The sequence below is a fragment of the Tessaracoccus luoxuelianae genome (assembly GCF_054483915.1).
In genome coordinates, this window is record NZ_CM137013.1 from 1864300 (window position 1) to 1891148 (window position 26849).

The window sequence follows — 26849 nt, forward strand, 5'->3', positions numbered from 1 at the left end:
GGTGCGGGGCGCCCACGTACAGTTGGCCCTCGGTGCTTTGCCCCCTGTCGGGTCGGGCGCGCCGCAAGGCTTGAAGCAAACAAGAAGGTAGGTCAGTCGTGTACGCGATCGTGCGCAACGGTGGACGTCAGCACAAGGTGGCTGTTGGCGACGTCCTGGACATCGATCTGGTGTCCGAAGAGGTCGGCAACACCGTCACCCTGCAGCCGCTGCTGCTGGTCGACGGCGACAAGATCACCTCAGATGCCAAGGGACTCGGCAAGATCAGCGTCACCGCTGAGGTGCTGGGCATGAAGAAGGGTCCGAAGATCCGGATCCTGAAGTACAAGAACAAGACCGGCTACAAGAAGCGCCAGGGTCACCGTCAGCGGTACACCCAGGTCAAGGTCACCGGGATCGAGAGCTGAGGAGCTGACACTATGGCACACAAAAAGGGCGCGTCCTCGACGCGCAACGGTCGTGACTCGAATGCCCAGCGCCTCGGCGTGAAGCGCTTCGGAGGCCAGGTCGTCGGCGCGGGCGAGATCCTCGTGCGCCAGCGCGGCACCCATTTCCACCCGGGTGACGGTGTGGGTCGCGGTGGCGACGACACCCTCTTCGCCCTGGTCGAAGGCCAGGTGGAGTTCGGCGTCAAGCGCGGACGTCGCGTCGTCAACGTCGTGACAGCCTGATCCTTCGGCGGACACTCATCACAAGAACGGCCCTCCGGGGCCGTTCTTGCTTTTTCGATACACTCAGCCTCGGCTGATAAGGAGCTTTCCATGGCTATTCCCTCGTTCGTCGACCGGGTCAAGCTGACCGTTCAGGCCGGCAACGGCGGCCACGGCTGCACCTCCATCCACCGCGAGAAGTTCGTTCCGCTGGGGGGACCGGACGGCGGCAACGGTGGCACGGGAGGCTCCATCATCTTCCGGGTCGACGACTCCCTCTCGACCCTGGTCGAGTTCCACCGCCAATCTGTCCGGAAGGCCGTCAACGGGCAGCCGGGCAAGGGCGACCACCACGACGGAGCCAACGGCGATGACGTCGTCCTGGCGGTCCCCAGCGGCACGGTCGTGACCGACGCCGAGACAGGGGAGGTGCTGGCAGACCTCACCGAGCCGGGGGCTGAGTACGTCGCCGCAGCCGGGGGCAAGGGCGGGCTCGGCAACGCAGCGCTGGCCTCGGCCGCACGCAAGGCTCCCGGCTTCGCGCTGCTCGGCGAGGAGGGGGAGAGCCGGCTGGTCCAGCTCGAGCTCAAGGTGATCGCCGACGTCGGCCTCGTCGGGTTCCCGTCCGCCGGGAAGTCGTCGCTGATCGCCGCCATCTCCCGGGCGCGGCCGAAGATCGCCGACTACCCGTTCACCACGCTGATTCCCAACCTGGGCGTCGTGGTCGCCGGGGACGTCACCTACACCGTCGCCGATGTGCCCGGCCTGATCGAGGGCGCCTCCGAGGGTCGCGGCCTGGGCTTCGACTTCCTGCGCCACATCGAGCGGTGCCAGGCCATCGTGCACGTCATCGACCTCGGCACCTACGAGCCGGGGCGTGACCCGCTGACGGACCTGGAGATCATCGAGGCCGAGCTGACCGCCCACGGGGGCCTGGAGGACCGGGTGCGCCTGATCGCCCTCAACAAGGTCGACCTGCCGGACGCGCACGAGATGGCGGAGATCGCACGCCCGGATCTGGCGAAGTTCGGGCACCGGATCTTCGAGATCTCCACCAAGACGGGGGAGGGGCTCAACGAGCTGAAGTTCGCCATGGCTGAGATCGTGGCCGCCCGGCGTGCCGCGCTGCCCGAGGCCGCCAAGCCCAGGCAGGTGCTCCGCCCGGCGCCCGTCGCACGCCGCGCGGCCGGGCCGGAGTTCACCATCGTGCAGAAGGGCGACGGCGAGGGCGGCCTCGTCTGGCGGGTCCGCGGCGAGAAGCCAGAGCGTTGGATCAAGCAGACGGACTTCGCCAACGCCGAGGCCGTGGGCTACCTGGCGGACCGGCTCAACAGGTTGGGCGTTGAGGAGAAGCTGCTCGAGATCGGCGCGCGCCCCGGAGACGCGGTCGCGATCGGAGGCGAGAACGCAGTGGTGTTCGACTTCGCCCCGCAGGTGGAGACCGGCGCGGAGATCCTGAGCCGTCGCGGCGAGGATGTCCGCCTGGAGACGCCTCGGCCCGCCGCCTCGCGCCGCCGTCGGATGGACGCCGACTACCACGCGGCCAAGGCTTCGGGCATCGACTTCGCCACCACCGGCTACGAGCCAGCGCCGGAGGTGGGCGACGACGATGAGGGCTGAGGTCGCGGGTGCTGACCGGGTGGTCGTCAAGGTCGGCTCGTCCTCGTTGACCAGGCCCGACGGCCACCTGGACCCGGCCCGGGTGGCGATGCTGGCGCGGGTGCTCTCGGCGCTGCACGGTCGCGGGGTCCGGGTGGTCCTCGTCACCTCCGGCGCCATCGCCGCCGCGCTGGGCCCGCTCGGGCTGAGGCGCCGGCCGCGGGACCTGGAGACCCAACAGGCGGCCGCCGCCGTCGGCCAGGGGCTCCTGATCAGGCACTACTCAGACGCGTTCGCCGAGCACGGCGTCACCGTGGCGCAACTGCTCCTCACTGTCGAGGACGTGTTGCGGCCCAGGACCTACCGCAACGCGCTCAACACCATCTCGCGGATCTTCCGGCTCGGGGTGATCCCGATCGTCAACGAGAACGACACCGTGGCCACCCACGAGATCCGCTTCGGAGACAACGACCGCCTCGCGGCCCTCATCGCCCACCTGGTCCGCGCCGATGCGCTGATCATCCTCAGCGATGTCGACGGCCTGTACACGGCCCATCCCGACACCCCCGGCGCCCGTCGGATCGATCGGGTCGAGGACATCTCCACCCTCAAGGTCGACACGTCCCGGGTGGGGTCAAAGGTCGGCACCGGGGGGATGCGCACCAAGGTGCAGGCGGCCGAGATCGCCACCCAGGCGGGCGTCAGCGTGGTGCTGAGCCTGGCAGACCACCTTGAGCGCGCGCTGGCTGGCGAGGACGTGGGCACCTTGTTCCTCCCCACCCGGAAGCGCCGCCCACGACGGTTGCTGTGGCTCGCCTTCGCGGCGGAGCCCCGCGGTTTCCTCCACGTCGACGCCGGCGCGAGGCGGGCACTGGTGGAGAAGAAGGCGTCCCTGCTGGCGATCGGGGTGCGCGAGGTGGTGGGCATCTTCGCCGAGGGCGAGCCGGTGGAGATCGTCGGGCCGGACGGGGAGCCTGTGGGTCGCGGATTCGTCGGCTACTCCAGCGCGGAACTGATCGCCGAGATGGGACACAGCAGCGTGGAGGATGGTCATCGCGGCCAGCGCCCGGTCGTGCACCGCGACCACATGATGCTCGCCGAGGACTGAGCGCACGCCCCTTCGTGCAGCGGAGGCGGACGAATTTGGGCGACGATGCGCCGATTTCTCGGGGGAGTCGCGCTGGCTTACCCTGGACGGGTGATCGAGGTCTTCGGGTGGGTGGCTGCAGCCATCGGTGTGGCGTCCAACCTTCCCCAGTTGATCCGGATCCTGCGTGCCAGGACCAGCGCCGGGGTGTCGCTGCGGCTGTGGCAGATCTCTGCGGCCACCACGGGCGCATGGATGGTGCACGGCTTCCTGGTCCAGAAGGCCCAGATGCAGTGGCCTAACCTGGTGATGTCGCTGCTCGCGCTGGTCATTGTCGTGTTCGTCCTTCGGGACCGGAGGCAGGCCATCGCACCTCAGCTCGTCCTCCCGGTGGTGCTGGCCGCGTCATTGACCGGCGTGGAGCTGGTCTTCGGAGCGATGGCGTTCGGGTTCGTGATCGCGGTGCCCCAGCTCTTCGGCCAGTTCTCCCAGTTGCGTGAGATGGTCAGCGCGCCGGACCTCTCCGGAGTGTCGGTGGGCTACCTGTCGATCATGCTGCTCGTCCAGGCGATGTGGTTCACGTTCGGCCTGTTCACCTCCGACTGGGCCCTCATCATCTGCGCTGGAGCCATGACGGTGGTGTGCACCGTCAACCTCGCTGTCTACGTCGTCCGGCACCTGCGCGCCCGCGGCCGCGTCGCGCTCGCGGTCTGAGCCCGGCGAAGCCCGACCGCCACAGCGCCGCGACATAGCGGCGTCCGGCCAGCGCCGGCGTGCGCCAGCCGCGTCAGGCGAGATTCCCCGAGACGACGGTGGGACTCGGCCTAGACTCGGCGCATGGAATTCCGGACCCAAGCCACTGCCGCCCGCAAGGCAGCCATCGAGTTGGCCACGCTGAATCGCGCCGCCAAGGATCGGGCGCTGGCAGCCATGGCAGACGCCCTCGCCGCGGCCGAACCCAACCTGCTCGAGGCCAACGCCGTCGACGTCGCGGGGGCGCGCGCGGCCGGGACTCCCGAGTCCATCGTCGACCGACTGGCACTCACGCCCGCCCGGATCGCGGGCATGGTCCAGGGTCTCCGCGACCTTGCAGCCCTCCCCGACCCCGTCGGCGACGTCGTCCGGGGATGGAAGCTGGCCAACGGCGTCTCGGTCACGCAAGTGCGGGTGCCTTTCGGCGTGGTCGGCATCATCTACGAGGCCCGCCCCAATGTCACCGCGGACGCGGCCGGCATCTGCCTCAAGTCCGGCAACGCCGCCCTCCTGCGAGGCTCGTCCTCGGCGCTCAACACCAACCGCGCCACCGTCGCCGCGCTCCGCAGCGGTCTGGAGACCGCAGGCGTCACCCCCGACGCCGTCCATCTGGTCGAAGGCGGCCGGGAGGTGACGGGCGAGTTGATGCGCGCCCGCGGCCTGGTGGACGTCCTGATCCCGCGCGGCGGCGCAGGGCTCATCCAGGCAGTCGTCGATGGGTCGACGGTGCCGGTGATCGAGACCGGCACCGGCAACTGCCACGTCTATGTCGACGCGGACGCGGACCTCGACCAGGCGCTCACCATCCTGCTCAACGCCAAGACCCAGCGCCCCAGCGTCTGCAACGCCGCGGAGACCCTCCTTGTCCACCGCGACATTGCCGACCAATTCCTCCCGCGGGCACTTGAGGCCCTCGGCCGCTCCGGGGTCACCGTCCACGGCGACTCCGCCACTGCGGCCTACTCCGACGCCGTCGTCCCGGCCAACCCGGACGAGTACGACGCCGAATACCTGACCCTGGATCTCGCCGCCAAGGTGGTCGGCTCCCTCGACGAGGCGCTCGAGCACATCCGGTCCCACACCACCGGCCACTCGGAGACCATCGTCACGCGGAGCAGGAAGGCGGCCGAGCGTTTCGTCGCCGAGGTGGACGCCGCGGCGGTGCTCGTCAACGCCTCAAGCCGCTTCGTCGACGGCGGGGAGTTCGGCTTCGGCGCCGAAATCGGCATCTCCACCCAGAAGCTGCACGCCCGCGGCCCCATGGGGCTCCCGGAGATGACGAGCAGCAAATACATCATCGAGGGCGACGGGCAGGTCCGCGCCTAGGACATCCCGGGTGGGTCCAGCATCCGGACTCACCAGCGAAACCCCTGAGGGTCCCTCGAAGGGTCGAGAACCCGGACCTGACAGCGAGGGTGGGGGACGGCAGGGCGGCACTGCGCTGCGGTGCCCAACCCGACGATCACCCAACCGGCGTCCCGCTCAGGCAGACCCGGCCCCTACGCCGCCATGCCGGCCCACACCCGAACAAGACAACGCCACAGACAGGGCGAGTGCGGGGAGATGGGAGACGATGCCCGGGCGGCCTCAACAACCCGACCACCGACCCAGGCGGCCGGAACATCGAGACCCTAGACAACGGCCGCCCGGGCATTGACTCACGGCTCACCGCACCCGACAACGAGATCCGCGTGAAGGTGGCAGTCACGACCCTTCGAGACGGTCCCCGCCGCTTCGCGGGCGGCCCTCCTCAGGGAGCGATGTCGCTTCGCGGGCGGCCCTCCTCAGGGAGCGATGTCGCTTCGCGGGCGGCCCTCCTCAGGGAGCGATGTCGCTTCGCGGGCGGCCCGCATTGCGGGGGGTGCGGGACGACCACCAGCCGAGAGGACGACTGCCGGGGGATCCCTTGCTAGGATCGGGCGCCATGAGCCTTCTTCTGGAGACCGCCGCAGCCGCACCCGCCGTGCCGAGCTGGGTGATGGGCGCACTCGCGCTGGCCACGCTGCTCGGCGTGATCGCGTGGATCGTCGGCATGGGTTCGGGTCGCCCGCACTCCAAGTGACCACCACCGAGCTCGCACTGGCGCGCACGGAGTCCTCCCGCCGCTACCGCCTCGGCGTGATGGGCGGCACCTTCGACCCCATCCACCACGGGCACCTCGTCGCCGCCTCCGAGGTGGCGGCCAAGTTCGGTCTGGACGAGGTGGTCTTCGTCCCCACCGGCATGCCGTGGCAGAAGAGCCACCGCGAGGTCTCCCTCGCCGAGGACCGCTACCTGATGACGGTGATCGCCACCGCGTCCAACCCGCGGTTCTCCGTGTCCCGGGTGGACATCGATCGGCCCGGCAACACCTACACCGTCGACACGCTCAAGGACCTCCGCGCAGAGCGTGGCGACAACACGGATCTGTTCTTCATCACCGGCGCCGACGCCGTCCGCCAGATCCTCACCTGGTACGGGGCCGATGAACTGTTCGATCTCGCGCATTTCGTGGGCGTGACGCGCCCCGGCGTGCCGATGACCCCCGATGATCTCGCCCATCTCCCCGAGGACGCGGTGACTCTCCTCGAGGTTCCTGCCCTGGCCATCTCGTCGACCAACTGCCGCGAACGCGTCCACGCCCATGAACCCATCTGGTACCTCGTGCCGGACGGCATCGTCCAATACATCGCCAAACGGGGGCTCTACCCGGCCCCCCAGTCAGGAGTACCCAGTGACCGTAGCTGACGAGGTGCTGAAGCCCGTCCAGATCGCGGCACAGGCCGCGGCTGATAAGCGGGGCCACAGGATCGTCGCCTTCGACGTGTCCGAACAGCTCGCCATCACCGACATCTTCCTCATCGCCTCCGCCGGGAATGAGCGCCAGGTCGGCGCCATCGTCGACGGCGTGGAGGAGAAGCTGATCGCGGCCGGCTACAAGGCGGTCCGCCGCGAGGGGGACCGGGAGAACCGCTGGGTGCTGCTCGACTACATCGACTTCGTCGTGCACGTCCAGCACACGGAGGAGCGCACGCTCTACAACCTCGAGCGTCTGTGGAAGGACTGCCCTCAGATCCCGCTGGAGCTCCATCTTCCCGAGCCCGACGACGACGAGGTCAGCGACGACGCGGCGCAGTGAGGCTCGAGCACTCGACGCGCCTGCTTCTCCTCAGGCACGGCCAAACCGATTGGAACGCGCAGCAGCGTTTCCAAGGACAGGCCGACGTGCCGCTGAACGCGGCGGGGCGGCAGCAGGCCGAGGCGGTGCGCGGGGTCTTCGCGGACGTCCACCTGGACGCTGTCTACTCCTCCCCTCTCTCGCGCGCCCTTGACACCGCGCGGCTGGCCCGGCCTGGGGCGGAGATCCTCACCGACCCACGGCTGATGGAGATCGACGTCGGCAGCTGGTCCGGTCTCACATGGGACGAGGTCAAGGCCTCGATGCCGGACTACGAGGCCAAGTACGCCAATGGGGTGGATTTCCGGCGCTCCCCTGAGGGTGAGACGCTGGCCGACGTGGTGGCACGCGGCCTGCCGGCGCTACTCGAGATCGCGGCCTCGCACGAGGGAGGGACAGTGCTGGTGGTGTCGCACGGCCTGCTCCTGAACCGCGTCATCCACGCCATCGTGGGTGCACACGGCAGAGTCCTCGGAGGGCTCGGCAACGCCCACTTCTCGGAGCTCGGCCACGCCCACGGCGCCTGGCGGCTGCTTGCCCACAACGTCGGAATATTCCCCACTCCGCCGCGTTAGCCCAGGTATGAAGCGGATCGGGTTCCTGTCCTTCGGGCACTACCGGGCGGTGGTGGGGGCGAGGGTGCCCGACGCCGCCGCTGCCCTGCGCCAACACGTCGCCTTCGCGGAAGCAGCCGATGAGGTTGGCCTCGACGGCGCCTGGGTGAGGGTCCACCACTTCGAGGAGTCCCACGCCACACCGTTCCCGCTGCTCGCGGCGATGGCAGCCGTGACGTCGCGCATCGACGTGGGCACCGGTGTGGTGGACCTCCGCTACGAGAACCCGCTGCACATGGCCGAGCAGGCCGCCGCCACGGACCTCATCTCCGGGGGCAGGCTCCAGCTGGGCGTCAGCCGGGGCAGCCCGGAACACGCCGCCGACGGGGAGAAGCAGTTCGGCTACCGGCTGACCGACGGCGAATCCTGGGCCGACCACGCCCAGGCCAAGGTGGCACGGTTCCGCCGCGCCATCGCTGGCGAACCGGTCGCCCACTCCGCCGCCGCCCAGTTCTCCGGCGACGGCCCGGACCTTCCCATCCGGCCGATCAGCCCAGGCCTGCCGGACCGGATCTGGTGGGGTGCGGGCAGCGTGGAATCGGGGGTCTGGACGGCGGAGCAGGGCATGAACCTGTTGAGCTCGACGTTGCTGTTGGCCGACGACGGCCGTCCATTCCATGTCCAGCAGGCGGACCAGGTCCGCAGCTACCGCAGGGTGTTTCGTCGGATGGGACATCCCGGCCCCGGCCTGACCGCTGTGACCCGGCCTGTCTTCCCGATCACCAACGACGACGACCGCCGCTACTTCGGACTCAGGGGCGACGCCCACGACAGCGTGGGCATTCTGGACGGCTCGAAGGCCCGCTCTGGGCCGCAGATGGTGGGCACAGTCGAGGAGGTCGCTGAGCTGCTGCGCGCCGACGAGGCCGTCACCGAGGCCGATTACGTCCTGTTCGCCATGCCCAGCCAACTCGGCGTGGACTACAACGTCCATTGGATGGAGAACCTGGTGGCCGTGGCCCGGGAGCTCGGCTGGAAGGAGTGAGGCGGGTCAGGCCATCGGCTGCCGGGCGATCCATTCGTCGATCCCGACACGCGGGCCGGTGAAGAACGGCGTCTCCTCGCGGACGTGCAGCCGGGCCTCGACGGAACGCTGGTGGCGCATCGCGTCTGTCAGACGGTGCAGTTCGTCGGCCTCGAAGGCCAGGATCCACTCGTAGTCGCCCAGCGCGAACGACGAGAGGGTGGAGGCCACGACGTCCGGGTACTCTCGCCCGGCCATGCCGTGCTCCATCAGCATCTTCGAGCGATGCGCGTCGTCCAGGTAGTACCAGTCGTAGCTGCGGACGAACGGGTAGACGGTGATCCACGGCCGTGGCGCGAAGCCGGCGAAGCAGCTGGGCACGTGGGTGCGGTTGAACTCGGCGGGGCGGTGCACGCCCATCACGGACCAGACGGGCGACAGGTAGGCTCCGAGGCCGCTCTGCCGCACCGCGTGGTACGCAGCCTGGAGCGGGGCCGGATCATGGGCCAGCGTCCACACCATCAGATCGGCGTCCGCGCGGAAGCCGCCTACGTCGTAGAAGCCACGCACGCTCACCCCGGTGTCCTCGAGGGCCGCGGTGACGCCGGCGCCCAACGCCGATGCCTCGAGGGTGGAGGCGGGCAGTGGTGCGCGGGTGGCGAACACCGAGTACATGGCGTACAGCGGCTGGGCGTTGATGGCCTCGAGGTCCACGTCCTGCTCGTCGCGCTCGTCTCGACCGGGGTGCTTGCTCATCGGGAACCTTCCAGGGGGCGGGGCAGACAGCAGCGGCCGGTGGAGAACCGGCAGCGACCCTCGGCGGGCACTTCGCCTCGCGCGGCGGCGGCCTTCGCGAGCAGCTGGTCAACCAGCAGGACCGCGAAGCCGGCGTCGGTTCCGACGGTGGCCGCCCGCTCGTAGGGGAGGCCGAGCTCGGCGGCGGTTTCCCTGGCCTGGGTGTCCAGATCGTAGGCCACCTCCATGTGATCGGAGATGAACCCGATGGGCGCCGCCACCACGCCCGCGACGCCGTCGGCCTGCACCTCGGGCATCCGGTCGTTGACATCGGGCTCCAGCCAGGGGATGTGCGGGGCGCCGGAGCGGGAGCAGAACGTGAGCTCCCAGGCCAACTCCTCGCCCACCAGCGCCGACGCCTCAGCGGCCACCGCAGCCGCGACCCTCAGGTGCTGCGCGTCGTAGCGGCGCTCCGGCTCACCCGTGGACGACGCCTCATTCATGGCGCTCGGGATGGAGTGGGTCACGAACAGGACCCTCAGCGTGTTCTCACCGATCCGGGCCCTCAGGCGCCGCACGGCCTCGCCGAGGGCGCGGGCGTTGGCCGAGACGAACCCGGGGGTTTCCGCGAAGGGGTCAACCTTGTCGATGTGGATCGGGCGGCCGTCAGCGGCCCGTTGCAGGTCTTCGTTGTACTGGCGGCATCCACTGTAGGAGGAGTAGGCGGAGGTGGCCAGCGCGAGCACGCGCTCGTGGCCGGCATCCACCAGCTCCTGCACCGTGTCGGCGAAGTAGGGATGCCAGTTGCGGTTCCCGATCACCACCGGCACCACGACGCCACGCCGGGCCAGCTCGTCGCGGACCGCCTCCATCAGCGCAGCGTTGAGCTCGTTGATCGGTGACCTGCCCCCGAACAGCTCGTAGTGCCTCGAGACCTCGATGAGCCGCTCGTCCGGGATGCCCCGTCCGGCGGTGGCGTTGCGCATGAACGGCAGCACATCGGCCGACTCGTTGGGGCCGCCGTAGGAGGCGAACAGGACCGCGGTGTACGGGGCGATACTCACATGGCCTCCTGGGCGTCGGCGGAGTCGAGGTCGTTGACGGCCAGGTGCGTGACCGGGCAGTGCTGCGACTCCATCGCCTCGGGGTCCACCACCTCGCCGGCACCGATCCCGAAGAGCTCGGCCATGGCCAGCAGGTATTCCTCGGTGCGTCCCTGTTCGGCAGCCATCCTGGCCCGCGTCGACGGGATGTGCAGCAGCCTCGTGGCAAGTCGGCGCAGCGCGAGGGCCGCGTCGTCGTGGGTGAGTGGCCGCTGTGGAAGGCGGGCCGCCTCGTCGTCGACCAGCGCCATGACCGCCTGCCGCAACCCCACGACGGCCGGGTCCACGATGCGTGAGCGAAGCTTCATCAGCACCTCGGCAACCCCTGCCTCGACCAGCGCCTCAGCGCGCCGGGTGTCGTCGGCGAAGCACGGCCGGATCGAATTCTGGATGGAGGCCAGATCGACGACGCGCACGCCGACCAGCGCGGCGACCTCAGGGGCCACGTCACGCTGCAGGGACAGGTCCAGGAAGCGCTGCGGGCCCTGCACGTGGGCGACCTCGATGACGGGGGAACCCAGGCCGCGACAGGTGACGACGAGGTCCGTGCCTGCGAGGGCCTCCTCGAGGGTGGCGACGTGGTTGAGGTCATGGCTGTCGGCGAACGCGGAGCCCCGACCGCTGGCGGAATGCACGCGGATGTGGGCGACGCCGCGCGCACGCAGGGCGGCGACGACGGCCCCGGCGTAGGAACCAGTGCCCACGATGGTGACGGTGGCGGTGGGCCAGTCGTCGAGACCCATCAGGTCCAGGCCCACGCTCACCACGGAGCGCCCGGCGCTCTCCAACGCGGTTTCCCGCGCGATCCGCCGGGACGTCTTGAGCGCCTCGTCGACGGCGATGGTCAGCGGCAGCGATGTGGATCCGTCCTGCTGTGCCGCGGCCAGCGCGCGACGCAGCTGGCCGGCGATCTCCCGCTCGCCCACCACCATGGAATCCAGGCCGGCCGCCACGCGGAACACGTGCCCGAGCGCGGCCTCGCCGAGGTACAGGTCCCAGACGGGAGGGGTGTCGAACGCGGTGTTGAGGGCGGCACGCAGGCGCGTGTTCGACGCCTCCCCGGTGGTGTCGAGGAGCACCTCGACCCGGTTGCAGGTGTTGAGCACGACGGCCCCGTTGACCTCCGGGAGGGAAGTCAGGCGGGAGGCAACGTCGTCAACGCAAGGGCTGATGCGTTCAACCTCCGGCAGTCCCTGCCGGTCGTGCTGAATCGAGAACACGCGCATAGTCACAGTGATCCCTATTCAATCACGCTTGTCTGATGAGGCAGAATCGTCCACAAATGAATCCCATGCTTTCCGCGCTCAGCGGACACCGCCCCGAAAGACTGCCCGTCTGGTTCATGCGCCAGGCGGGCCGGTCGCTGCCCGAGTACCGCGCCATCCGCGAGGGGACCACCATCCTCGAGGCCTGCCTCATCCCCGAGCTGGCCGCCGAGATCACTCTGCAGCCGGTGCGGCGGCACCACGTGGATGCCGCCATCCTGTTCTCGGACATCATGACGCCGCTGGTCCTCGCGGGGGTGGAGGTGGAGATCCACTCGGGCGTGGGCCCGGTGATCGACAAGCCCGTACGCACGGCCGCCGACGTGGACCGCGTCACCCGGCACGCGCTCATGGAGACCACCCCCATTACGGAGGCGGTGCGCCTGGTGGTGGCCGAGCTGGGGGAGGCCACCCCGCTGATCGGCTTCGCGGGTGCTCCGTTCACCCTGGCCGCCTACCTGGTGGAGGGTCGCGGCTCCCGCGACCACCTCGCGGCGCGGGCGATGATGCACGCGGATCCGCGCTCCTGGCATCGGCTGCTCGCCTGGTGCGCGGACCTGTCGGGCCAGTTCCTGGGCGTCCAGGTGGATGCCGGGGCGCGCGCGGTCCAGCTGTTCGACTCCTGGGCAGGTGCGCTGACCCGCGCCGACTACGTCCGGCACGTCGCCCCCCACTCGGCGGCGGTCCTGCAATCGGTGGAGGGCCGCGTCCCGCGCATCCACTTCGGCACCGGGACCAGGCACATCCTGCCCGACATGGCCGCATGCGGCGTCGAGGCGATGGGCATCGACTACCGCACCCCCCTCGACGAGGCCGCCGCGCTGCTCCCCGGACTCCCGCTGCAGGGCAACATCGATCCGGCTCTGCTGGCCGCCGGCTGGCCCGCACTCGAGGCCCACGCCCGGGATGTCGTCGACCGGGGTCGTGCCGCTCCCGCGCACGTCGTCAACCTCGGACATGGGGTTCCGCCCACCACAGACCCGGGGGTGCTCACCGACCTGGTGGCGCTCCTGCACAGCCTGTGACCGCCGTCGTCGTCGGGGGCGGCCTCGCCGGCGTCCTGGCCGGCTACCGTCTCGCCCGGCAGGGCCGTCGGGTCACGGTCCTTGAGGCCTCGACGCGCTTCGGCGGGATGCTCTCCGGCATCGACATCGGCGGGGTTCGGGTGGACTCGGGCGCGGAGGCCTACGCGGTCCGTGGCGGCGTCGGGCGAGCCCTGTGCGAGGAACTGGGGCTGGAGGTGGCAGGGCCTGCCGGACAGCCGCACATCTGGCGCCCCGACGGCGTCTGGCCGATGGCGGAGGGGGTGCTCGGGATCCCCTCGACGTTGGAGGATCCCGCACTCGCCGCACTGACCGCGCAGGGCCTGGCGAGGCTCAGGCAGGACGCCGACCTGCCCGCTGAGGTGGGAGCCGACGCGGTCACCGTCGGTGAACTGGTGCGGGCCCGTCTCGGCGACGGCGCCCTCGCCACCCTGGTGGCGCCCGTGGCACACGGGGTCTACTCGCTGTCGCCCGATCGGATGCCGCTGGCCGCCTTCGCCCCGGGCCTACTGCAGGCGATGGCCGAACACGGGACCCTGCTGGGTGCGGTCGCAGCGGTTCGGCGCCCCGGAGTGGCGGCCGTCGAGCAGCCGGTGGGCGGCATGTTCCGGCTCATCGAGGCCCTCGAACAGGCGATCGTCGCGGCAGGTGGAGAGATCCGGCTGGCCTCGCCCGCGGTGTCGCTGCGTCACGCCGGACACGAGTTCGCGGTGGGGCTGCCCGACGGCGAGGTGCTGCGCGCGGACCGGCTCGTCCTCGCGTCGTCGGCGGCCTCCGCCTGCTCGCTGCTCGCCCGGATCGGGGTGGAGCTCACGCCGCCGCCCGTCGCGACGGCGCGGCTGGCGGTGCTCGGCGTGTCCCATCCTGGGCTGGCCGAGGGGCCGGTCGGCTCGGGGCTCCTCGTGGGGGAGCGGGACGACGCCATCCACGCCAAGGCGCTGACCCACTACTCGCTCAAGTGGCCGTGGGCCCGGCGCGAGGGGCAGGAGATCCTTCGCCTGTCCTATCCCGAGCAGCTCATCCCCACGAGGGCCGAGGCGTTGGGGGACGCGTCCCGGTTCCTCGGGTTGGACCTGGCCGACGACGACGTGACCGGTTTCGCGTCGGTGTCGTGGGAGGCCATGCCCACCCGGATGGAGCACGCCACCCGCCAGTACTACCTGGAGACGGTTGAGGCGGCAGGCGTGGACCTGGTGGGTGCGTGGCTGGACGGCAACGGGATCGCCTCCGTGATCGCCGGCTGTGATCGGCTCAGCCGATGAGGCTCCGGCTCGGCACGCGTGGCTCCGCGCTGGCGGTGGCGCAGTCCGGGCAGGTGGCAGATTCGCTGCGCGCGCTCGGCCACGACGTGGTCCTCGAACGGATCAGGACCGGCGGCGACGTCGAGCAGGGGTCCCTGACCCGCCTCGGGTCCCTTGGCGTGTTCGCGGCGGAGCTGCGCACGGCGCTCCTGGAGGGTCGCTGTGACTTCGCCGTCCACTCCCTCAAGGACCTGCCCACGGCGGCCGTGCACGGGCTCGTCATCGCCGCGGTGCCTCGGCGTGCCGATGCGCGCGATGCGCTCTGCGCCCGCGACGGCCTGACGCTGGCCGGCCTGCCGGCGGGCGCCACCGTCGGGACTGGTTCCCCACGGCGCGTGGCCCAGCTGCGGGCGCTGCGCCCGGACCTCCGCTTCGTGGACGTGCGGGGAAACGTCGGCACCCGCCTGGCGCGGGTGGCGGACGGTGACCTCGACGCCGTCGTCCTGGCCGCGGCCGGCTTGGAGCGGCTGGGCCTCACCGCCCACATCACGGAGGTGTTGGGCATCCTCCCAGCACCCGGTCAGGGCGCCTTGGCGCTGGAGTGTCGGGCGGACAACCCCGCTCTGGTGGCCGAGTTGGCCGTTCTCGAGGACCCCGCGACACGTGAGGCCGTGGACGCCGAGCGGGCCGTCCTGGCGGGCCTCGGCGGTGGCTGCGCGGCGCCGATCGCCGTCTGGGGGCGCGACGGGGAGCTCACGGCCGGCGTCTTCGCCGTCGACGGATCAGCGGCCACCCGGACGACGGTGCAGCTCGGCCCGGGGGCGGGTGAGGCAGCGGCGGAGGAGCTCAAGCGGCGCGGCGCTGACGAGGTGGCTGACCTGGGCGCGAGCCGTCCGTCGAGGCTCCACGAGCTGCACGACGACAGCTCGCTCTGGCGAGGCGACGCGGTGCTCGCCGGGCTCAGGATCCTGCTGACCCAGGCCGACGGACCCCTTGCTGACGGGATCCGGGCAGCCGGCGCTGAGGTGGTGGCCCAGCCCGTGCAGCGGCGGGTGACCCTCCGCGCGGAGGAATGGCCGGAGGAGGCCGACTGGGTGGCGTTCACGTCGGCGGCGACGCTTGAGGTGATGGCGGAGCTCGGACTGAGCGTGCCTCCGGGTGCCAGGGTGGCGGCCGTGGGGTCGCGGACGGCGGCGGCGGCCGAGGCTGCTGGCCTGGAGGTGGCATTGGTGCCGGAGGGTGAATCGAGCGCGGCGGCCCTGGCGAGGGCCTGGCCCGAGGGCGGTGGCCGCGTGCTGATTCCCGGCTCGGCGCTGTCGTCGAGCGTGCTCGAGGGCGCGCTGAGGGCCAAGGGATACACCGTCGAGATGGTTCCCCTGTACACGATGGAGTCGCTCGGCGAACTGCCGGGAGGCCTGGTCGGGGAGTGGCGCGAGGGACTCTTCGACGCGGTGGCGGTGACCTCCGGGTCGGCGGGCGAGGCCGTTGGGAGGCTGCTCGGCTGGCGCGACACAACAGCGGTGGTGGCGTTCGGGCCGCCATCTGCGGCGGCGTTGCGATTGGCGGGGGCGAATGTCGCGGCGGTGGCCGTCACTCAGGACGCGGAGGGGCTGATCCACGCGATCGCCTCCCTCAGAAGGGACGATGCATGATCCAGATCAGGCCGAGAAGGCTCAGGACCACCCCCGCGATGCGCCGCCTGGTGCGGGAGGTGGAGCCGCGACCCTCGCAGCTGGTGTTGCCCGTGTTCGTCGCCGAGGCGTCCGCTGACATCTCCTCGATGCCCGGCGTGCGGCGCCACGACCTCGACGGCCTGCGCAGGGTTGCCGAGCAGGTGGTCACCGCCGGGCTCGGCGGCATCATGATCTTCGGCGTGCCCGAGGATGCGGACAAGGATGAGCTCGGGTCTCAGGGCTGGGCCGAGGAGGGGATCCTGCAGCGGGCCCTGCGGGCCGTCCGCGACACCGTCGGCGACGACACCGTCGTGATGGCAGACACCTGCCTCGACGAGTTCACCACGCATGGGCACTGCGGCTTCCTCACCCCGCAGGGCCGTGTGGACAACGACGCCACTCTGGCCGCCTACGCGTCGATGGCCCTCGCGCAGGCCGACGCGGGCGCGCATGTGGTGTCGCCGTCGGGGATGATGGACGGCCAGGTGGAGGCCATCCGCGCCGCGCTCGAAGGTGCCGGACACACCGACACCGCGATCCTCGCCTACGCCGCCAAGTACGCCTCCTCGTTCTACGGCCCGTTCCGGGAGGCCGTGACCTCCACGCTGAGCGGGGACCGCAAGAGCTACCAGCAGGACCCGGCCAACCGTCGCGAGGGACTCCGCGAGGCCGAACTGGACCTCGCGGAGGGCGCGGACATGGTGATGGTGAAGCCCGCTGGCTACTACCTGGACGTGCTGGCCGATGTCGCCGCGGTCTCTGACGTGCCGGTGGCCGCCTACCAGGTGTCGGGGGAGTACGCCATGATCGAGGCCGCCGCCGAGCGCGGGTGGATCGACAGGCAGGCGGCCGTGTCAGAGTCGGTGACCGCCATCGTGCGGGCCGGGGCTGACATCGTGTTGACTTATTGGGCGCTTGAACTGGCGGGGTGGATGAAGTGAGCATGGACCAACTCTTCGAGCGGGCGCGCGGCGTGATTCCCGGCGGGGTGTCGTCGCCGGTGCGGGCGTTCGGGTCCGTCGGCGGCACGCCCCGGTTCGTCTCGTCGGCCCGCGGGCCGTATGTGGTGGATGCCGACGGCGTCGAGTACGTGGACCTGGTGTGTTCCTGGGGGCCGGCCCTGTTGGGCCACGCGCACCCCGAGGTGGTGGCCGCGGTCCAGGAGGCGGCCTCACGCGGGCTGTCTTTCGGCGCGCCGACGGCGGCGGAGGTGGAACTGGCCGAGGTCATCAGGTCGAGGGTGCCGATGGCGGAGCAGGTGCGGTTCGTCTCCACGGGCACCGAGGCCACCATGACGGCCATCCGGCTCGCCCGCGGCGCCACGGGCCGCGACGCCATCGTCAAGTTCGCCGGGTGCTACCACGGCCACTCGGACGCGCTGCTCGCCGCGGCCGGCTCCGGCGTCGCCACGCAGGGCCTCCCGGGTTCCGCGGGGGTGACCCGGGCCTCGGCGGCCGACACCATCGTCGTGGACTACAACGACGTCGAGGCGCTGACCCGCGTCTTCGACGAGGCGGGTGACCGGATCGCGGCCGTCATCACGGAGGGGGCTCCCGCCAACATGGGAGTGGTGCCCCCGGCGCCCGGCTTCAACGCCGCCATCCGCGAGCTCACCGCCCGGCACGGCTCGCTGATGATCCTCGACGAGGTGCTCACCGGCTTCCGGGTGGCGCCGTCTGGATGGCTGGGACATGAGGGCGGCTACGAGCCGGACCTGGTGACCTTCGGCAAGGTGGTGGGCGGCGGCATGCCGCTGGCCGCGCTCGCCGGACCTGCCCGGTGGCTGCAGCTCCTGGCTCCCGTCGGGCCGGTCTACCAGGCGGGCACCCTGTCGGGAAACCCGCTGGCGACAGCGGCGGGCCTCGCCACCCTCAGGCTGGCCGATGCGGGCGTCTACGCGGCTGTGGACCGCAGATCCGCCGAGCTGCAGAGGGCCGTCGCGGAGGCCCTGAGCGCTGCCTCCGTTCCGCACGTGGTGCAGCGCGCCGGCAGCCTGTTCTCGGTGTTCTTCCGCGAGGGGGCCGTCGCGGACTACGAGGAAGCGAAGAAGCAGGACACCGCCGCCTTCGCCCGCTTCTTCCATTCCATGCTGGACCACGGCGTCGCGCTGCCCCCGTCGGCGTTCGAGGCGTGGTTCCTGTCCGCGGCCCACGACGACGAGGCGATGGCGCGCATCGCGGACGCTCTCCCCGCCGCCGCACGCGCCGCCGCCCATTCGTGAGAAGCTAACCCCGTCACTCAGGGAGGGAATCAACGGTGAGACTGCGGTTGGGTACACGAGGATCGGCGCTGGCACTGGCGCGTTCGGAGAAGGTGGCGGCGACGCTGCGAGACGGTGGGCTCGAGGTGGAGATCGTGCCCGTCGCGACGGCGGGTCAGGACACCGTCCACATGCCCGACGGCTACTCCCAGGGCCTTTTCGCCAACGAGTTGCGCGATGCGCTGCGCTCGGGCCAGGTGGACGTGGTGGTGCATTCGGTCAAGGATGTCCCGCTGCGCGAGAAGCCCGAGGACCTCATCTTCCCGGCGGTGCTTCCGCGCGGTGACCACAGGGACGTGCTCTGCACGCGAAGCGGCATCACCCTGGCCGCGCTGCCTCGCCACTCCCGGGTCGGAGTCACGTCGCTACGGCGCATCGCCCAGCTGCGTGCGCTGAGGCCTGATCTCACCTTCGTCGACGTCGGCGGCTCGCTGGAGGAGCGGCTGAGGCATCTCGAACCCGGAGATCTCGACGCCGTGGTGCTGTCTGCTGCCGGCGTCGAGACGCTGGGGCTCACGGACCGCATCGCCGAGTACCTGCCCATCCTCACGGCGCCCGGGCAGGGCGCAATCGCCCTCGAGTGCCGCAAGGACGACGCGGACATCGTCTCCGCTCTGAAGCTCTTCGACGACATCGAGACCCGCATCATCATCGACGCGGAGCGAGCCGTCCTGACGGGCCTGGGCACCACCTATATGGCGCCGGTGGGCGCTCTGGCGTCGCGGCGCGGCATCCTGTCGCTGAAGGCCGGGGTGTTCTCCATCGATGGCACCAAGCGCAACGTGCTCGAGGTGGGGCTGCCCACCTCCGAGTTCCACGCCGTGCGCACCGGTGAGAATGCCGCCGCCGCGCTCAAGGCCCGCAGGGCGGACCGGTTCTTCTCGCCGGAGGCGCTCGCCTCGGTGAAGCTGTCGGCCGAGCACGACGACGAGTCCCCGTTCATCGAGGTGCCCGGAGACGATCGCATCCGAGTCCTCCTCGCCAGGCAGGAGGGCCGGCTCGCGCAGGCCCTGCGCAAGAACGGGCTCCGGGTGGATTGCGTCTCGCTGCAGGAAGCGAAGCTGATCTCCGCGGACAACATCCTCGGCTGGGCGGACTGGGTGGTGCTGCCGTCCGCGCAGACGGTGTGGGCCCTGCGCGAGCGCGGCTGGGACATCCCGGAGGGGAAGCGGGTGGCGGCGATGGGGTCAACCACCCAGCGGGCGGCCGAGGAGAGCGAGATAGATGTGGAGCTCAGCCCGGAGGGCACGGCCAGCTCGCAGAAGCTGGTCGAGATGTTCCCGAAGGCCGAGGGCGAGCAGCGGGCGGTCGTCGTCTGCGCGGACCAGCTCTCGACGAACCTCGAGGTAGGCCTACGCGCCAAGGGTTACACCGTCGAACGCCTCGAGGTCTACACCATGGTGGACGTTGAGGACCTGGATCCGCGGATCAAGCAGATGTGGGACGACGGGGCCTGGCAGGCCGTGCTGCTCAGCCAGCCGTCGTTCGCATCCGCCTATGTGAACCTCCTCGGGCATCGCGACGGCGTGCATGTGCTGGCCTGGGACGAACCCACCGCGCAGGCACTCACCCAGCTCGACGTTCCGGTTCTGGCAACGGCGAAGTCGAAGGACGAGTTCGGTGTCGCGGCGTTGGCCAGGGATCTCGCCAAGCAGAAGTGAGCCCCCTGGGCGGTCGGCCGCGGCGGGCCGCCCAGGATTTTTCAAGTCCCTCCGGATGCGCTATCGTTCTTCGAGTCGCCTCCGGGCGGCACTGGGGCTATGGCGCAGTTGGTAGCGCGCTTCCATGGCATGGAAGAGGCCAGGGGTTCGAATCCCCTTAGCTCCACCGAGAACAGAGAACCCCGCCTCAGGCGGGGTTTCTTCGTCTCTGCCCTCAGATGTCGTCGGCGGTGTAGCCAGGGAAGAAGTCCTCCTTCAGCTGGGGGTCTGGAAGCCCGGCCTCGCGGAGCGCCTCGCCGAGCGTCTCCACCATCGGCTCAGGTCCGGATACATACACGAGGCACCCCATCAGGTCGGGGACCAGACGGGTCAACTCCTCGACGGTGAGCGGCTCGCCCACCACCCGGTGCAGCGTCAACGAGTGGTCCGCCTCCTCCCAGCCGCTCAGCTCGTCCCCGAACGCCACGTCGTCGGATCCGCTCCCGTAGATGAGCGTGACCTCGAGGGCTTCCCCCTCATGGATGCGTTGCTTGAGGATGCTGTGGAAGGGCGTCACGCCGATGCCTCCGGCCACGAAGACCACAGGCACGTCGGTCTCCTCCCAGGTGAAGTCGCCCTCCGGATCCTGCTTCAGCTCGATCCGGTCTCCGGGCTCCAGCCGCGACAACGCCTGCTTGAACGTGGTGTCGGTGACGCGGGTGGTGATCTGCATGACGCCCTCGTAGGGCGCGGCCGCGTTGGTGAACCAACGCTCAATGCCCTCATCGTCCGGGTCGTCGTGGGGGATCTCCACCTGGACGTACTGCCCGGCCTCCCAGACCAAGGGCTCGTCACTCCGGAAGCGGAAGGTCCAGATGTCTGCGGTCTCGTGGGCCTTCTCGATGAGCGTCAGGGACATGAGCTTCTCCTTCGAAGAGTTCGTCCCGCCCGACGCTACCCCGCGCCCGCCCGGCGCGCGCCGGTTAGCATGTGGCTACCTGCCGCGAGCTGAGGAGAGCCACGTGAAAGCGTCCCTGCGCCCAGGCGTGTCACACACGATGCGCTATCTGGTCCCCGAGAACCGGACGGTTCCGCACCTGCTGCCCGAGTCCGCGGACTTCGCCTCGATGCCGGAGGTGCTGGCCACGGGCTACATGGTGGGCATCATCGAGTGGGCCTGCATCGAGGCCCTCGGCGGCCATCTCGACGACGGCGAGATCACACTCGGCACGCACCTCGACCTGTCCCACCAGGCGCCCACGGTGCCCGGCTCGACGGTGGTGATCGACGTCACCGTGACCCGGGTGGACGGCCGCCAGGTCGCCTTCGACGTGCGGGCTCACGATGAGCACGCGGTGATCAGCGCAGGGACCCACGGCCGGGTGGTGGTGAACCGCGAGCGGTTCGTGTCGCGGCTCCCGCACCCGCGTCCCTGACCCGGCGACGCCGAAGGGGGTGGGTCCTCTCGGACCCACCCCCTTCATTCGTCAGATCAGGATCAGCCCTCGAGGAGAGCCAGACGATCGGGATCGTTGGCGAAGACCTCGGCGGCGTTGGCCTTGGTCACCACGACGGGGTCGAGCTGGTAGATGTTGACGTCCACCTTGCCGTTGTTGGCCGTGTCCTCGGTGGCGGGGAGACCCTCGCCCGTCTGGAGCAGCTGGATCAGCTCGACTGTCTTGGCGACGAGCGCATCCGTGGGCTTGGCGACGGTGGAGTACTGCTCACCGGCGGCGATCGAGATGATCGACTCGTTCTCGGCGTCGAGGCCGGTCACGATCGGCAGGTCCATACCGGCCTGCTTCACCGAGGTGAGGATGGCGCGGGCGATGCCGTCGTTGGGGGAGAGCACGCCGTCGACCGTCTTGTCCGAGTAGTTGCCCGAGAGCAGCGAGTCCATGCGGGCCTGCGCCTTGGCGTTGTCCCAGTCCGGGGTGGCCACCTGGGTGAACTCCTGCTGGCCGGAGACGACCACGAGGGTGCCGTCATCGATCTTCGGCTGCAGGACGCTCATGGCGCCGGTGAAGAAGTTCGGGGCGTTGGGGTCAGCCGGGCCGCCGCCGAACAGCTCGATGTTGTAGGGGCCGGGGCCCGTCGCCTCGAGACCCTCGAGGAGGGACTCGCCCTGCAGCTCGCCGGTCCGGATGGAACCGAACTGGACGACGCCGTCGATGGCGGTTGTGTTCTCGATGAGGCGGTCGTAGCCGATCACCTCGATGCCGGCGTCGGCCGCCTTCTCGAGCACGGAGCCGAGCTGGGTACCGTCGACGGGGCCGACGACGATGACCTCGGCGCCCTGCTCGATCATGGCCTCGATCTGCTGCTGCTGCTGGGGCACCTTGTTGTCAGCGGCCTGGATCAGGGCGGTGAACCCGGCGGCCTCAAGCTGCTCGGCGAACATGACCTCGGCCTCCTTCCAGTTCTGGGTACCGAGCCACGGCAGCGCGATGCCGATGGTGGCATCGGCGGCGAAGCCCTCGCCGCCGGCGCTGGCCGAGGTGGAGGCCTGTCCGGAGGTGGTGGGGTCGGTGGTGCCCTCGCGTCCGCCGCCGCAGGCGGTCAACGCCAGGGAGGTGACGAGGAGGCCGGTGAGGATGCCTGCTGCCTTCAACTTCATGGGTGTTTCCTTTCGGAAGATCCCGACCGGCCGATCCGGTTCGGGGGTGGGCATCGATGCCCGGTCACGTACGCGATTGGGCGCACTGGGGAGGAGAGGCGCCGCTGGGGCGCCGCTCGCGGGGTCTGGGGGTGGACTACTTGGTCTGGGTCGTCGGCATGGTGTCGGCGGCATCCACGGCGGTGCCGGTCTCCACCGGCACGGCCGGCTCGGAGGTGGACGCCGGCTCGCTGCGGAAGTTCCGCATCAGGGTGCCGATCAGGGACGGGCGTCCCTGCTGCTTGTTGTAGACATCGAAGGCGACGGCGGCCAGGAGCACGAGGCCCTTGATCACCTGCGTCTGGTCAGCGCCCACGCCCATCAGCATGAGGCCGCTGTTGAGGACCGCCATCACCAGGCCACCGATCATCGAACCGACGACGGTGCCGATGCCGCCGGAGACCGCGGCCCCACCGATGAAGACGGCTGCGATGGCGTCGAGCTCCCACATGGTGCCGTCGGAGGGGCCGGCGGCGGTGGCGCGGCCCACGAACAGGATGCCGGCGATGGCCGCGAGGAAGCTCATGTTGAGCATGACGAGGAAGTAGGTCTTGGCGGTGTTGACGCCCGAGAGCGCGGCTGCGGCCTTGTTGCCGCCGACGGCGTATATGTGGCGGCCGAAGCGGGTGCGCTGGGTGAGCACGTGGTAGATGATCACCAGGATCACCAGGATCACGCCGGGGATCGGGAACGAGGTGCCGGGGCGGCCGCTGCCGAACAGCCAGGTGACGTAGCCGATGACGGTGACGATCAGGGCGATCCGCACGACGGTGGCCCACATGGGAGCCTCAACCCCGCGCTCGAGGGCGTGGGCCCTGCGCTTGAACTCGCTCCAGATGAACCACGCTGCCGCGAGGATGCCGAGCAGCAGCGTCGAGTTGTTGAGCCCTGTGAAGGACGGACCCCACTCGGGCAGGTAACCGGCGCCGAAGAACCGGTACTCCTCGGGCACGGGAACCGAGATGGACTGCGACATCCAGATCACCAGGCCGCGGAAGATCATCATGCCCGCCAGGGTGGTGATGAAGCCCGGGATGCCCACCTTCGCCAGCCAGAAGCCGTGCCAGGCGCCGATCAGGATTCCGGCCAGCAGCCCGGCGAGGATACCGGCCCACCAGGGGAAGCCGTACGTGGCTGTGGTCAGGGCGGTCGTCATGCCGACGAATCCGGCCACTGAGCCCACCGAGAGGTCGATCTGGCCGATGACGATGACCATCACCATGCCGATGGCCAGAATCAGCACGTAGGCGTTGCCTGAGATGAGGTTCTGGAAGTTGGACGAGGTGAGCATCCGGCCACCGGAGACCACGTCGAAGACGACGGCCAGGAGCACCAGCGCCAGTGCCATCGTGTACTGCTGGAGGTTTCCTCCGAGGACTTGCTTGAGAGCCTTCATGATTGTGTGTTCCCCGTTCAGGTCAGGCCGGCAACGCCGCGGCCGAGGTGCTGGTGGTGGTCATTCGTCGCATCAGCGTTTCCTGGTCGGCGTCCGATGCCGCCAGGTCGCCGGTGATCCGGCCCTCGCAGATGGTGTAGATGCGGTCACAGATGCCGAGCAGTTCCGGCAGCTCAGAGGAGATCACCACAACGCCCTTGCCCGAATCGGCGAGTGCATGGATGAGCTTGTAGATCTCGTACTTGGCGCCGACGTCGATGCCGCGCGTGGGCTCGTCGAGGATCAGCAGCTTCGGATCGGGGTACATCCACTTGGCGAGCACGACCTTCTGCTGGTTGCCGCCGGAAAGGGTGGCCACGCCGACGTCCACGCTGGGCGCCTTGATGCGCAGGTCCTTCCGGTACTTCTCGGCGACGGCGGACTCCTTGCGCGGGTTGAGCAGGAACCGCGTCACGATGTCCTTGAGGTTGGCCGACACGATCGTGGACTTGATGTCGTCGATGAGGTTCAACCCCAACGTCTTGCGGTCCTCGGTCACGTAGGCGATGCCCTGCTCGATGGCCCGCGCGACGGTGTGGGTCTCGATCCGCTGCCCGGCCAGGTGCATCTCGCCGGAGAGCCACCGGCCGTAGGAGCGCCCGAAGATGGAGCGGGCGAGCTCGGTGCGTCCAGCGCCCATCAGCCCCGCGAATCCCACCACCTCGCCGGCGCGGACGGTGAACGCCGCATCCTTGCTGACCAGGCGCCCGGGGATGGACGGGTGTTCGACGTTCCAGCCGGAGACCTCGAACAGCACATCCCCGACGTGCGGGGTGCGCGCGGGATAGCGGTTTTCGATGGATCGGCCCACCATGGCGCGGATGATGCGGTCCTCGTCGACCTCCCCGGCCACGACGTCGTAGGTTTCAACCGTGCGGCCGTCGCGGATGACGGTCACCGCGTCGGAGACCGCGGCGATCTCGTTGAGCTTGTGGGAGATCATGATCTGGGTGATGCCCTTGGCCTTCAGGCCACGCATCAGGTCCAGCAGGTTGCGGGAGTCGTCCTCGTTGAGGGCGGAGGTGGGCTCGTCGAGGATGAGCAGCTTGACGTTCTTGGCCAGGGCCTTGGCGATCTCGATCAGCTGCTGCTGGCCCACGCCGAGTGTCTTGATCGGGGTATCGGGGTCGATTTCCAGGCCGACGCGGGCCAGCAGGTCAAGCGCCTTGAGCCGGGCGGCCTGCCAGTCGATCAGCATCCCGGAGACCACTTCGGAGCCGAGGAAGAGGTTCTCCGTCACCGACAGCTCTGGGATGAGAGCCAGTTCCTGGTGGATGATGACGATGCCGCGCTCCTCGGAGGCCTTGATGCCGCCGAAACGCACCACCTCGCCCTCAAACTCGATGTCGCCGTCGTAGGTGCCGTGTGGGTAGACACCCGAGAGCACCTTCATGAGGGTGGACTTGCCCGCCCCGTTCTCCCCGCAGATGGCGTGAATGTCGCCGCGGCGCACATTCATGGTGACGCCGTCGAGGGCCTTGACCCCTGGGAACTCCTTGGTGATGCTGCGCATCGCAAGTATCACGTGACCGTCAACCATGCGTATCCGTGTCTCCTTCGACTCCGGCCTGTGACCATTCGCTGCCACCGTGCCCCGATGGATAGAACGTACGACCGCAGGACCCTTGGCGTCAACTCTTAAAGTCAAGCGTTATCAAAATGTTATCTTGCAATCGATACCACCGTGTTTGACTAGGCCCTTTCGTGGAACCGGGCGTCTCCGTGGCGCTGGCCAGCTTGTGTTTGGGAACAAAACTTAAGGGCGACACCATTCGGGGTACTGCGGTAGCCTTCAAGCGTGAACAGGGTTGTCGGCGCGCCGGGCTCACAGCCTTCGCTGCGCGAGGCCAACAGCGCGCGCATCGTTGAAGCAGTGAAGGCGTACGGGCGCATCACGCAGGTGGAACTGGCCAGCGCCACCGGGTTGTCCGCTGCCACCGTGTCCAACATCGTCAAGCAGCTGCTCGAGCAGGGCGTGGTGGAGACCAGCGCCACCACACGCTCCGGTCGCCGGGCCCAGCTGGTCTCGCTCAGGCCCTCGTCCGCCCTGGCCGTGGGCATGCACATCGGCCGGAGGTCCCTGGATCTCGTCCTCGCGGACGCCACACTGGAGGTGGTCGCCTCGACGAGGATGCCCCTCCCGGCAGACCACAGGTCAGACACCACCCTGGACAGGGCGGCGCTGCTGGTGGCCGACCTCGCGGACCAGGTGGGGGCGGACATGGAGCACATCGGGGGAGTGGGCCTGGCGCTGCCCTCCAGCGTGGGTCGCGGTGGCCGCACCGGCGCGTTCCAGCTGCCCGGCTGGGAGGAGCTCGACGTCGACGAGCTGTCCGCCAGGATCCAGCGCAGGGTGCTGGTGGTCAAGGAGGCCGACGCCGGGGCGTTGGCGGAATCGCGGCTCGGCGCCCTGCGCGGCGTCGAGGGCGCTCTCTATGTGCACGCCTCGCACACCACCGAGTCAAGCCTGGTCCTGCGCGGAGTGGTGCATGGTGGATTCAGAGCTGGCGCCGGCGCACTCGGGCATGTACGGGTGGATGCGGCCGGCCAGATTTGCCGCTGCGGAGCGCGGGGCTGCCTCAACACCGTCGTGTCCGGGGAGGCGCTGGCAGAGCTGGTGCGGCTCAGCCATGGACCCATGGATCTACGCTCCATCGTCAAGGCGGCGCGCGACGGTGACCCGGGCTGTCGCCAGGTGGTCGCGGACGCCGGAAGCGTCATCGGAACGGCGCTCGCGGACCTCGCCACCGTCGTCGCGCCGGAACGGATCACCTGGGGCGGCGAGTTGGCGACGGTGGGGGAGGCCTTCGTCGGACCGCTGCGCGACGCGATGCGGAGCCGCCCGTTGCTGCCGCCCGTCGAGGAGCTCCTGGCGGAGCCTGCGTTCCCCGTCGACGGGTGCGCCCGGGGTGCGCTGGTGGCCATTCACGACCTGATCAACGCCGCGCCGGCCGGATCGGTGGAAGGATGACAG

The 26849-nt window shown here is 69.8% G+C and carries 26 protein-coding genes, 1 tRNA gene and 1 pseudogene; 21 read left to right on the forward strand and 7 right to left on the reverse strand.

Annotation, left to right across the window (positions count from 1 at the left end):
- The first annotated feature begins 98 nt into the window (after positions 1-98).
- The 11 genes from rplU to ACX1D1_RS08335 all read left to right on the forward strand — a co-directional run bounded on the left by rplU (position 99) and on the right by ACX1D1_RS08335 (position 8845).
- On the forward strand, positions 99-407 hold the full coding sequence (gene rplU, locus ACX1D1_RS08285) for a 50S ribosomal protein L21 (protein ID WP_182782992.1): 309 nt from the start codon (positions 99-101) through the stop codon (positions 405-407).
- A gap of 12 nt (positions 408-419) precedes the next feature.
- The gene (gene rpmA / locus ACX1D1_RS08290; protein WP_182782991.1) at positions 420-671 is read left to right on the forward strand and encodes a 50S ribosomal protein L27; all 252 of its coding nucleotides are present in this window, start codon (positions 420-422) and stop codon (positions 669-671) included.
- A 90-nt stretch (positions 672-761) separates the two neighbouring features.
- Positions 762-2270 carry a GTPase ObgE gene (gene obgE, locus ACX1D1_RS08295; RefSeq protein ID WP_459054272.1) on the forward strand — a complete coding sequence of 503 codons (1509 nt, stop codon included), beginning with the start codon at positions 762-764 and terminating at the stop codon, positions 2268-2270.
- The gene (gene proB / locus ACX1D1_RS08300; RefSeq protein WP_182799606.1) at positions 2260-3357 is read left to right on the forward strand and encodes a glutamate 5-kinase; all 1098 of its coding nucleotides are present in this window, start codon (positions 2260-2262) and stop codon (positions 3355-3357) included. Before obgE ends, proB begins: the two co-directional genes overlap by 11 nt.
- A 90-nt stretch (positions 3358-3447) precedes the next feature.
- Positions 3448-4050, forward strand: coding sequence for an SWEET family sugar transporter (locus tag ACX1D1_RS08305; RefSeq protein ID WP_182782988.1), 603 nt, complete (start codon positions 3448-3450; stop codon positions 4048-4050).
- A gap of 123 nt (positions 4051-4173) precedes the next feature.
- Positions 4174-5415, forward strand: a complete 1242-nt coding sequence (locus ACX1D1_RS08310; protein ID WP_182799608.1) for a glutamate-5-semialdehyde dehydrogenase — start codon at positions 4174-4176, stop codon at positions 5413-5415.
- 598 nt (positions 5416-6013) lie between these two features.
- The gene (locus ACX1D1_RS08315) at positions 6014-6151 is read left to right on the forward strand and encodes a hypothetical protein (RefSeq protein ID WP_182782986.1); all 138 of its coding nucleotides are present in this window, start codon (positions 6014-6016) and stop codon (positions 6149-6151) included.
- A gap of 59 nt (positions 6152-6210) precedes the next feature.
- Positions 6211-6816 carry a nicotinate-nucleotide adenylyltransferase gene (gene nadD, locus ACX1D1_RS08320; protein WP_459056560.1) on the forward strand — a complete coding sequence of 202 codons (606 nt, stop codon included), beginning with the start codon at positions 6211-6213 and terminating at the stop codon, positions 6814-6816.
- Positions 6803-7207, forward strand: coding sequence for a ribosome silencing factor (rsfS, locus tag ACX1D1_RS08325; RefSeq protein ID WP_370585746.1), 405 nt, complete (start codon positions 6803-6805; stop codon positions 7205-7207). The genes nadD and rsfS overlap by 14 nt, the downstream gene beginning before the upstream one ends.
- A complete protein-coding gene (locus ACX1D1_RS08330; protein WP_182782983.1) occupies positions 7204-7821 on the forward strand; it encodes a histidine phosphatase family protein in 618 nt (205 codons plus the stop codon). The genes rsfS and ACX1D1_RS08330 overlap by 4 nt, the downstream gene beginning before the upstream one ends.
- 7 nt (positions 7822-7828) lie before the next feature.
- Entirely contained in the window at positions 7829-8845 is a 1017-nt protein-coding gene (locus tag ACX1D1_RS08335) for an LLM class flavin-dependent oxidoreductase (RefSeq protein ID WP_182782982.1), read from the forward strand.
- Between the two features lie 6 nt (positions 8846-8851).
- On the opposite strand, the gene hemQ is transcribed toward ACX1D1_RS08335, so the two are convergent.
- Genes hemQ through ACX1D1_RS08350 form a run of 3 tightly spaced genes read right to left on the reverse strand, consistent with a single transcriptional unit; the run spans position 8852 to position 11888 of the window.
- Complete coding sequence (gene hemQ / locus ACX1D1_RS08340) at positions 8852-9580, reverse strand: hydrogen peroxide-dependent heme synthase (RefSeq protein ID WP_255422208.1); 729 nt, start codon at positions 9578-9580, stop codon at positions 8852-8854.
- The gene (locus tag ACX1D1_RS08345) at positions 9577-10623 is read right to left on the reverse strand and encodes a ferrochelatase (protein WP_370585744.1); all 1047 of its coding nucleotides are present in this window, start codon (positions 10621-10623) and stop codon (positions 9577-9579) included. Before ACX1D1_RS08345 ends, hemQ begins: the two co-directional genes overlap by 4 nt.
- On the reverse strand, positions 10620-11888 hold the full coding sequence (locus tag ACX1D1_RS08350; RefSeq protein WP_459056561.1) for a glutamyl-tRNA reductase: 1269 nt from the start codon (positions 11886-11888) through the stop codon (positions 10620-10622). Before ACX1D1_RS08350 ends, ACX1D1_RS08345 begins: the two co-directional genes overlap by 4 nt.
- A 56-nt stretch (positions 11889-11944) precedes the next feature.
- Here ACX1D1_RS08350 and hemE point away from each other — a divergent pair, with 56 nt between their 5' ends.
- From hemE to ACX1D1_RS08390, 8 genes and pseudogenes are all read left to right on the forward strand, one after another.
- Positions 11945-12952 (forward strand): uroporphyrinogen decarboxylase, encoded by a 1008-nt coding sequence (gene hemE / locus ACX1D1_RS08355; protein ID WP_370585743.1) that lies wholly within the window; start codon positions 11945-11947, stop codon positions 12950-12952.
- A complete protein-coding gene (locus ACX1D1_RS08360; RefSeq protein ID WP_459054274.1) occupies positions 12949-14232 on the forward strand; it encodes a protoporphyrinogen/coproporphyrinogen oxidase in 1284 nt (427 codons plus the stop codon). The genes hemE and ACX1D1_RS08360 overlap by 4 nt, the downstream gene beginning before the upstream one ends.
- Positions 14229-15113, forward strand: a pseudogene (gene hemC / locus ACX1D1_RS08365) (hydroxymethylbilane synthase); the annotation flags it as partial. The gene ACX1D1_RS08360 and the pseudogene hemC (ACX1D1_RS08365), both read left to right, overlap by 4 nt.
- Positions 15114-15263: 150 nt before the next feature.
- Positions 15264-15863 carry a uroporphyrinogen-III synthase gene (locus ACX1D1_RS08370; RefSeq protein WP_459056562.1) on the forward strand — a complete coding sequence of 200 codons (600 nt, stop codon included), beginning with the start codon at positions 15264-15266 and terminating at the stop codon, positions 15861-15863.
- Positions 15860-16825: a porphobilinogen synthase gene (gene hemB, locus ACX1D1_RS08375; protein WP_463612234.1), complete on the forward strand. Its 966-nt coding sequence runs from the start codon at positions 15860-15862 to the stop codon at positions 16823-16825. The genes ACX1D1_RS08370 and hemB overlap by 4 nt, the downstream gene beginning before the upstream one ends.
- A gap of 2 nt (positions 16826-16827) precedes the next feature.
- Complete coding sequence (gene hemL, locus ACX1D1_RS08380; RefSeq protein ID WP_459054275.1) at positions 16828-18105, forward strand: glutamate-1-semialdehyde 2,1-aminomutase; 1278 nt, start codon at positions 16828-16830, stop codon at positions 18103-18105.
- Between the two features lie 47 nt (positions 18106-18152).
- The gene (gene hemC, locus ACX1D1_RS08385; RefSeq protein WP_459054276.1) at positions 18153-19805 is read left to right on the forward strand and encodes a hydroxymethylbilane synthase; all 1653 of its coding nucleotides are present in this window, start codon (positions 18153-18155) and stop codon (positions 19803-19805) included.
- A gap of 93 nt (positions 19806-19898) precedes the next feature.
- Positions 19899-19971, forward strand: a tRNA-Ala gene (locus tag ACX1D1_RS08390).
- A 48-nt stretch (positions 19972-20019) separates the two neighbouring features.
- Here the strand turns inward: ACX1D1_RS08390 and ACX1D1_RS08395 are convergent.
- A complete protein-coding gene (locus ACX1D1_RS08395; RefSeq protein ID WP_459054277.1) occupies positions 20020-20703 on the reverse strand; it encodes a ferredoxin--NADP reductase in 684 nt (227 codons plus the stop codon).
- Positions 20704-20806: 103 nt separating this feature from the next.
- On the opposite strand from ACX1D1_RS08395, the gene ACX1D1_RS08400 reads away from it, so the two are divergent.
- A complete protein-coding gene (locus tag ACX1D1_RS08400) occupies positions 20807-21220 on the forward strand; it encodes a thioesterase family protein (protein WP_459054278.1) in 414 nt (137 codons plus the stop codon).
- A 62-nt stretch (positions 21221-21282) separates the two neighbouring features.
- On the opposite strand, the gene ACX1D1_RS08405 is transcribed toward ACX1D1_RS08400, so the two are convergent.
- The 3 genes from ACX1D1_RS08405 to mmsA all read right to left on the reverse strand — a co-directional run bounded on the left by ACX1D1_RS08405 (position 21283) and on the right by mmsA (position 25388).
- The gene (locus tag ACX1D1_RS08405) at positions 21283-22401 is read right to left on the reverse strand and encodes a substrate-binding domain-containing protein (protein WP_182782972.1); all 1119 of its coding nucleotides are present in this window, start codon (positions 22399-22401) and stop codon (positions 21283-21285) included.
- A 136-nt stretch (positions 22402-22537) separates the two neighbouring features.
- Positions 22538-23836, reverse strand: coding sequence for a sugar ABC transporter permease (locus tag ACX1D1_RS08410; RefSeq protein WP_182782971.1), 1299 nt, complete (start codon positions 23834-23836; stop codon positions 22538-22540).
- A gap of 22 nt (positions 23837-23858) precedes the next feature.
- Positions 23859-25388 carry a multiple monosaccharide ABC transporter ATP-binding protein gene (gene mmsA, locus ACX1D1_RS08415; protein WP_459054279.1) on the reverse strand — a complete coding sequence of 510 codons (1530 nt, stop codon included), beginning with the start codon at positions 25386-25388 and terminating at the stop codon, positions 23859-23861.
- A gap of 285 nt (positions 25389-25673) precedes the next feature.
- On the opposite strand from mmsA, the gene ACX1D1_RS08420 reads away from it, so the two are divergent.
- Positions 25674-26846, forward strand: coding sequence for an ROK family transcriptional regulator (locus tag ACX1D1_RS08420; protein WP_182782969.1), 1173 nt, complete (start codon positions 25674-25676; stop codon positions 26844-26846).
- Positions 26847-26849: the final 3 nt, after the last annotated feature.

What these genes read in the sequence shown, in the direction of transcription:
- ACX1D1_RS08310 (WP_182799608.1), top strand. Translation starts at nt 4,174, where the DNA reads ATGGAATTCCGGACCCAAGCCACTGCCGCCCGCAAGGCAGCCATCGAG.
- ACX1D1_RS08315 (WP_182782986.1), top strand. Translation starts at nt 6,014, where the DNA reads ATGAGCCTTCTTCTGGAGACCGCCGCAGCCGCACCCGCCGTGCCGAGC.
- nadD (WP_459056560.1), top strand. Translation starts at nt 6,211, where the DNA reads ATGGGCGGCACCTTCGACCCCATCCACCACGGGCACCTCGTCGCCGCC.
- hemQ (WP_255422208.1), bottom strand. Translation starts at nt 9,580, where the DNA reads ATGAGCAAGCACCCCGGTCGAGACGAGCGCGACGAGCAGGACGTGGAC.
- ACX1D1_RS08335 (WP_182782982.1), top strand. Translation starts at nt 7,829, where the DNA reads ATGAAGCGGATCGGGTTCCTGTCCTTCGGGCACTACCGGGCGGTGGTG.
- rpmA (WP_182782991.1), top strand. Translation starts at nt 420, where the DNA reads ATGGCACACAAAAAGGGCGCGTCCTCGACGCGCAACGGTCGTGACTCG.
- ACX1D1_RS08410 (WP_182782971.1), bottom strand. Translation starts at nt 23,836, where the DNA reads ATGAAGGCTCTCAAGCAAGTCCTCGGAGGAAACCTCCAGCAGTACACG.
- obgE (WP_459054272.1), top strand. Translation starts at nt 762, where the DNA reads ATGGCTATTCCCTCGTTCGTCGACCGGGTCAAGCTGACCGTTCAGGCC.
- ACX1D1_RS08395 (WP_459054277.1), bottom strand. Translation starts at nt 20,703, where the DNA reads ATGTCCCTGACGCTCATCGAGAAGGCCCACGAGACCGCAGACATCTGG.
- hemB (WP_463612234.1), top strand. Translation starts at nt 15,860, where the DNA reads ATGATCCAGATCAGGCCGAGAAGGCTCAGGACCACCCCCGCGATGCGC.
- hemL (WP_459054275.1), top strand. Translation starts at nt 16,828, where the DNA reads ATGGACCAACTCTTCGAGCGGGCGCGCGGCGTGATTCCCGGCGGGGTG.
- mmsA (WP_459054279.1), bottom strand. Translation starts at nt 25,388, where the DNA reads ATGCGCAGCATCACCAAGGAGTTCCCAGGGGTCAAGGCCCTCGACGGC.
- hemE (WP_370585743.1), top strand. Translation starts at nt 11,945, where the DNA reads ATGAATCCCATGCTTTCCGCGCTCAGCGGACACCGCCCCGAAAGACTG.
- proB (WP_182799606.1), top strand. Translation starts at nt 2,260, where the DNA reads ATGAGGGCTGAGGTCGCGGGTGCTGACCGGGTGGTCGTCAAGGTCGGC.
- ACX1D1_RS08405 (WP_182782972.1), bottom strand. Translation starts at nt 22,401, where the DNA reads ATGAAGTTGAAGGCAGCAGGCATCCTCACCGGCCTCCTCGTCACCTCC.
- ACX1D1_RS08350 (WP_459056561.1), bottom strand. Translation starts at nt 11,888, where the DNA reads ATGCGCGTGTTCTCGATTCAGCACGACCGGCAGGGACTGCCGGAGGTT.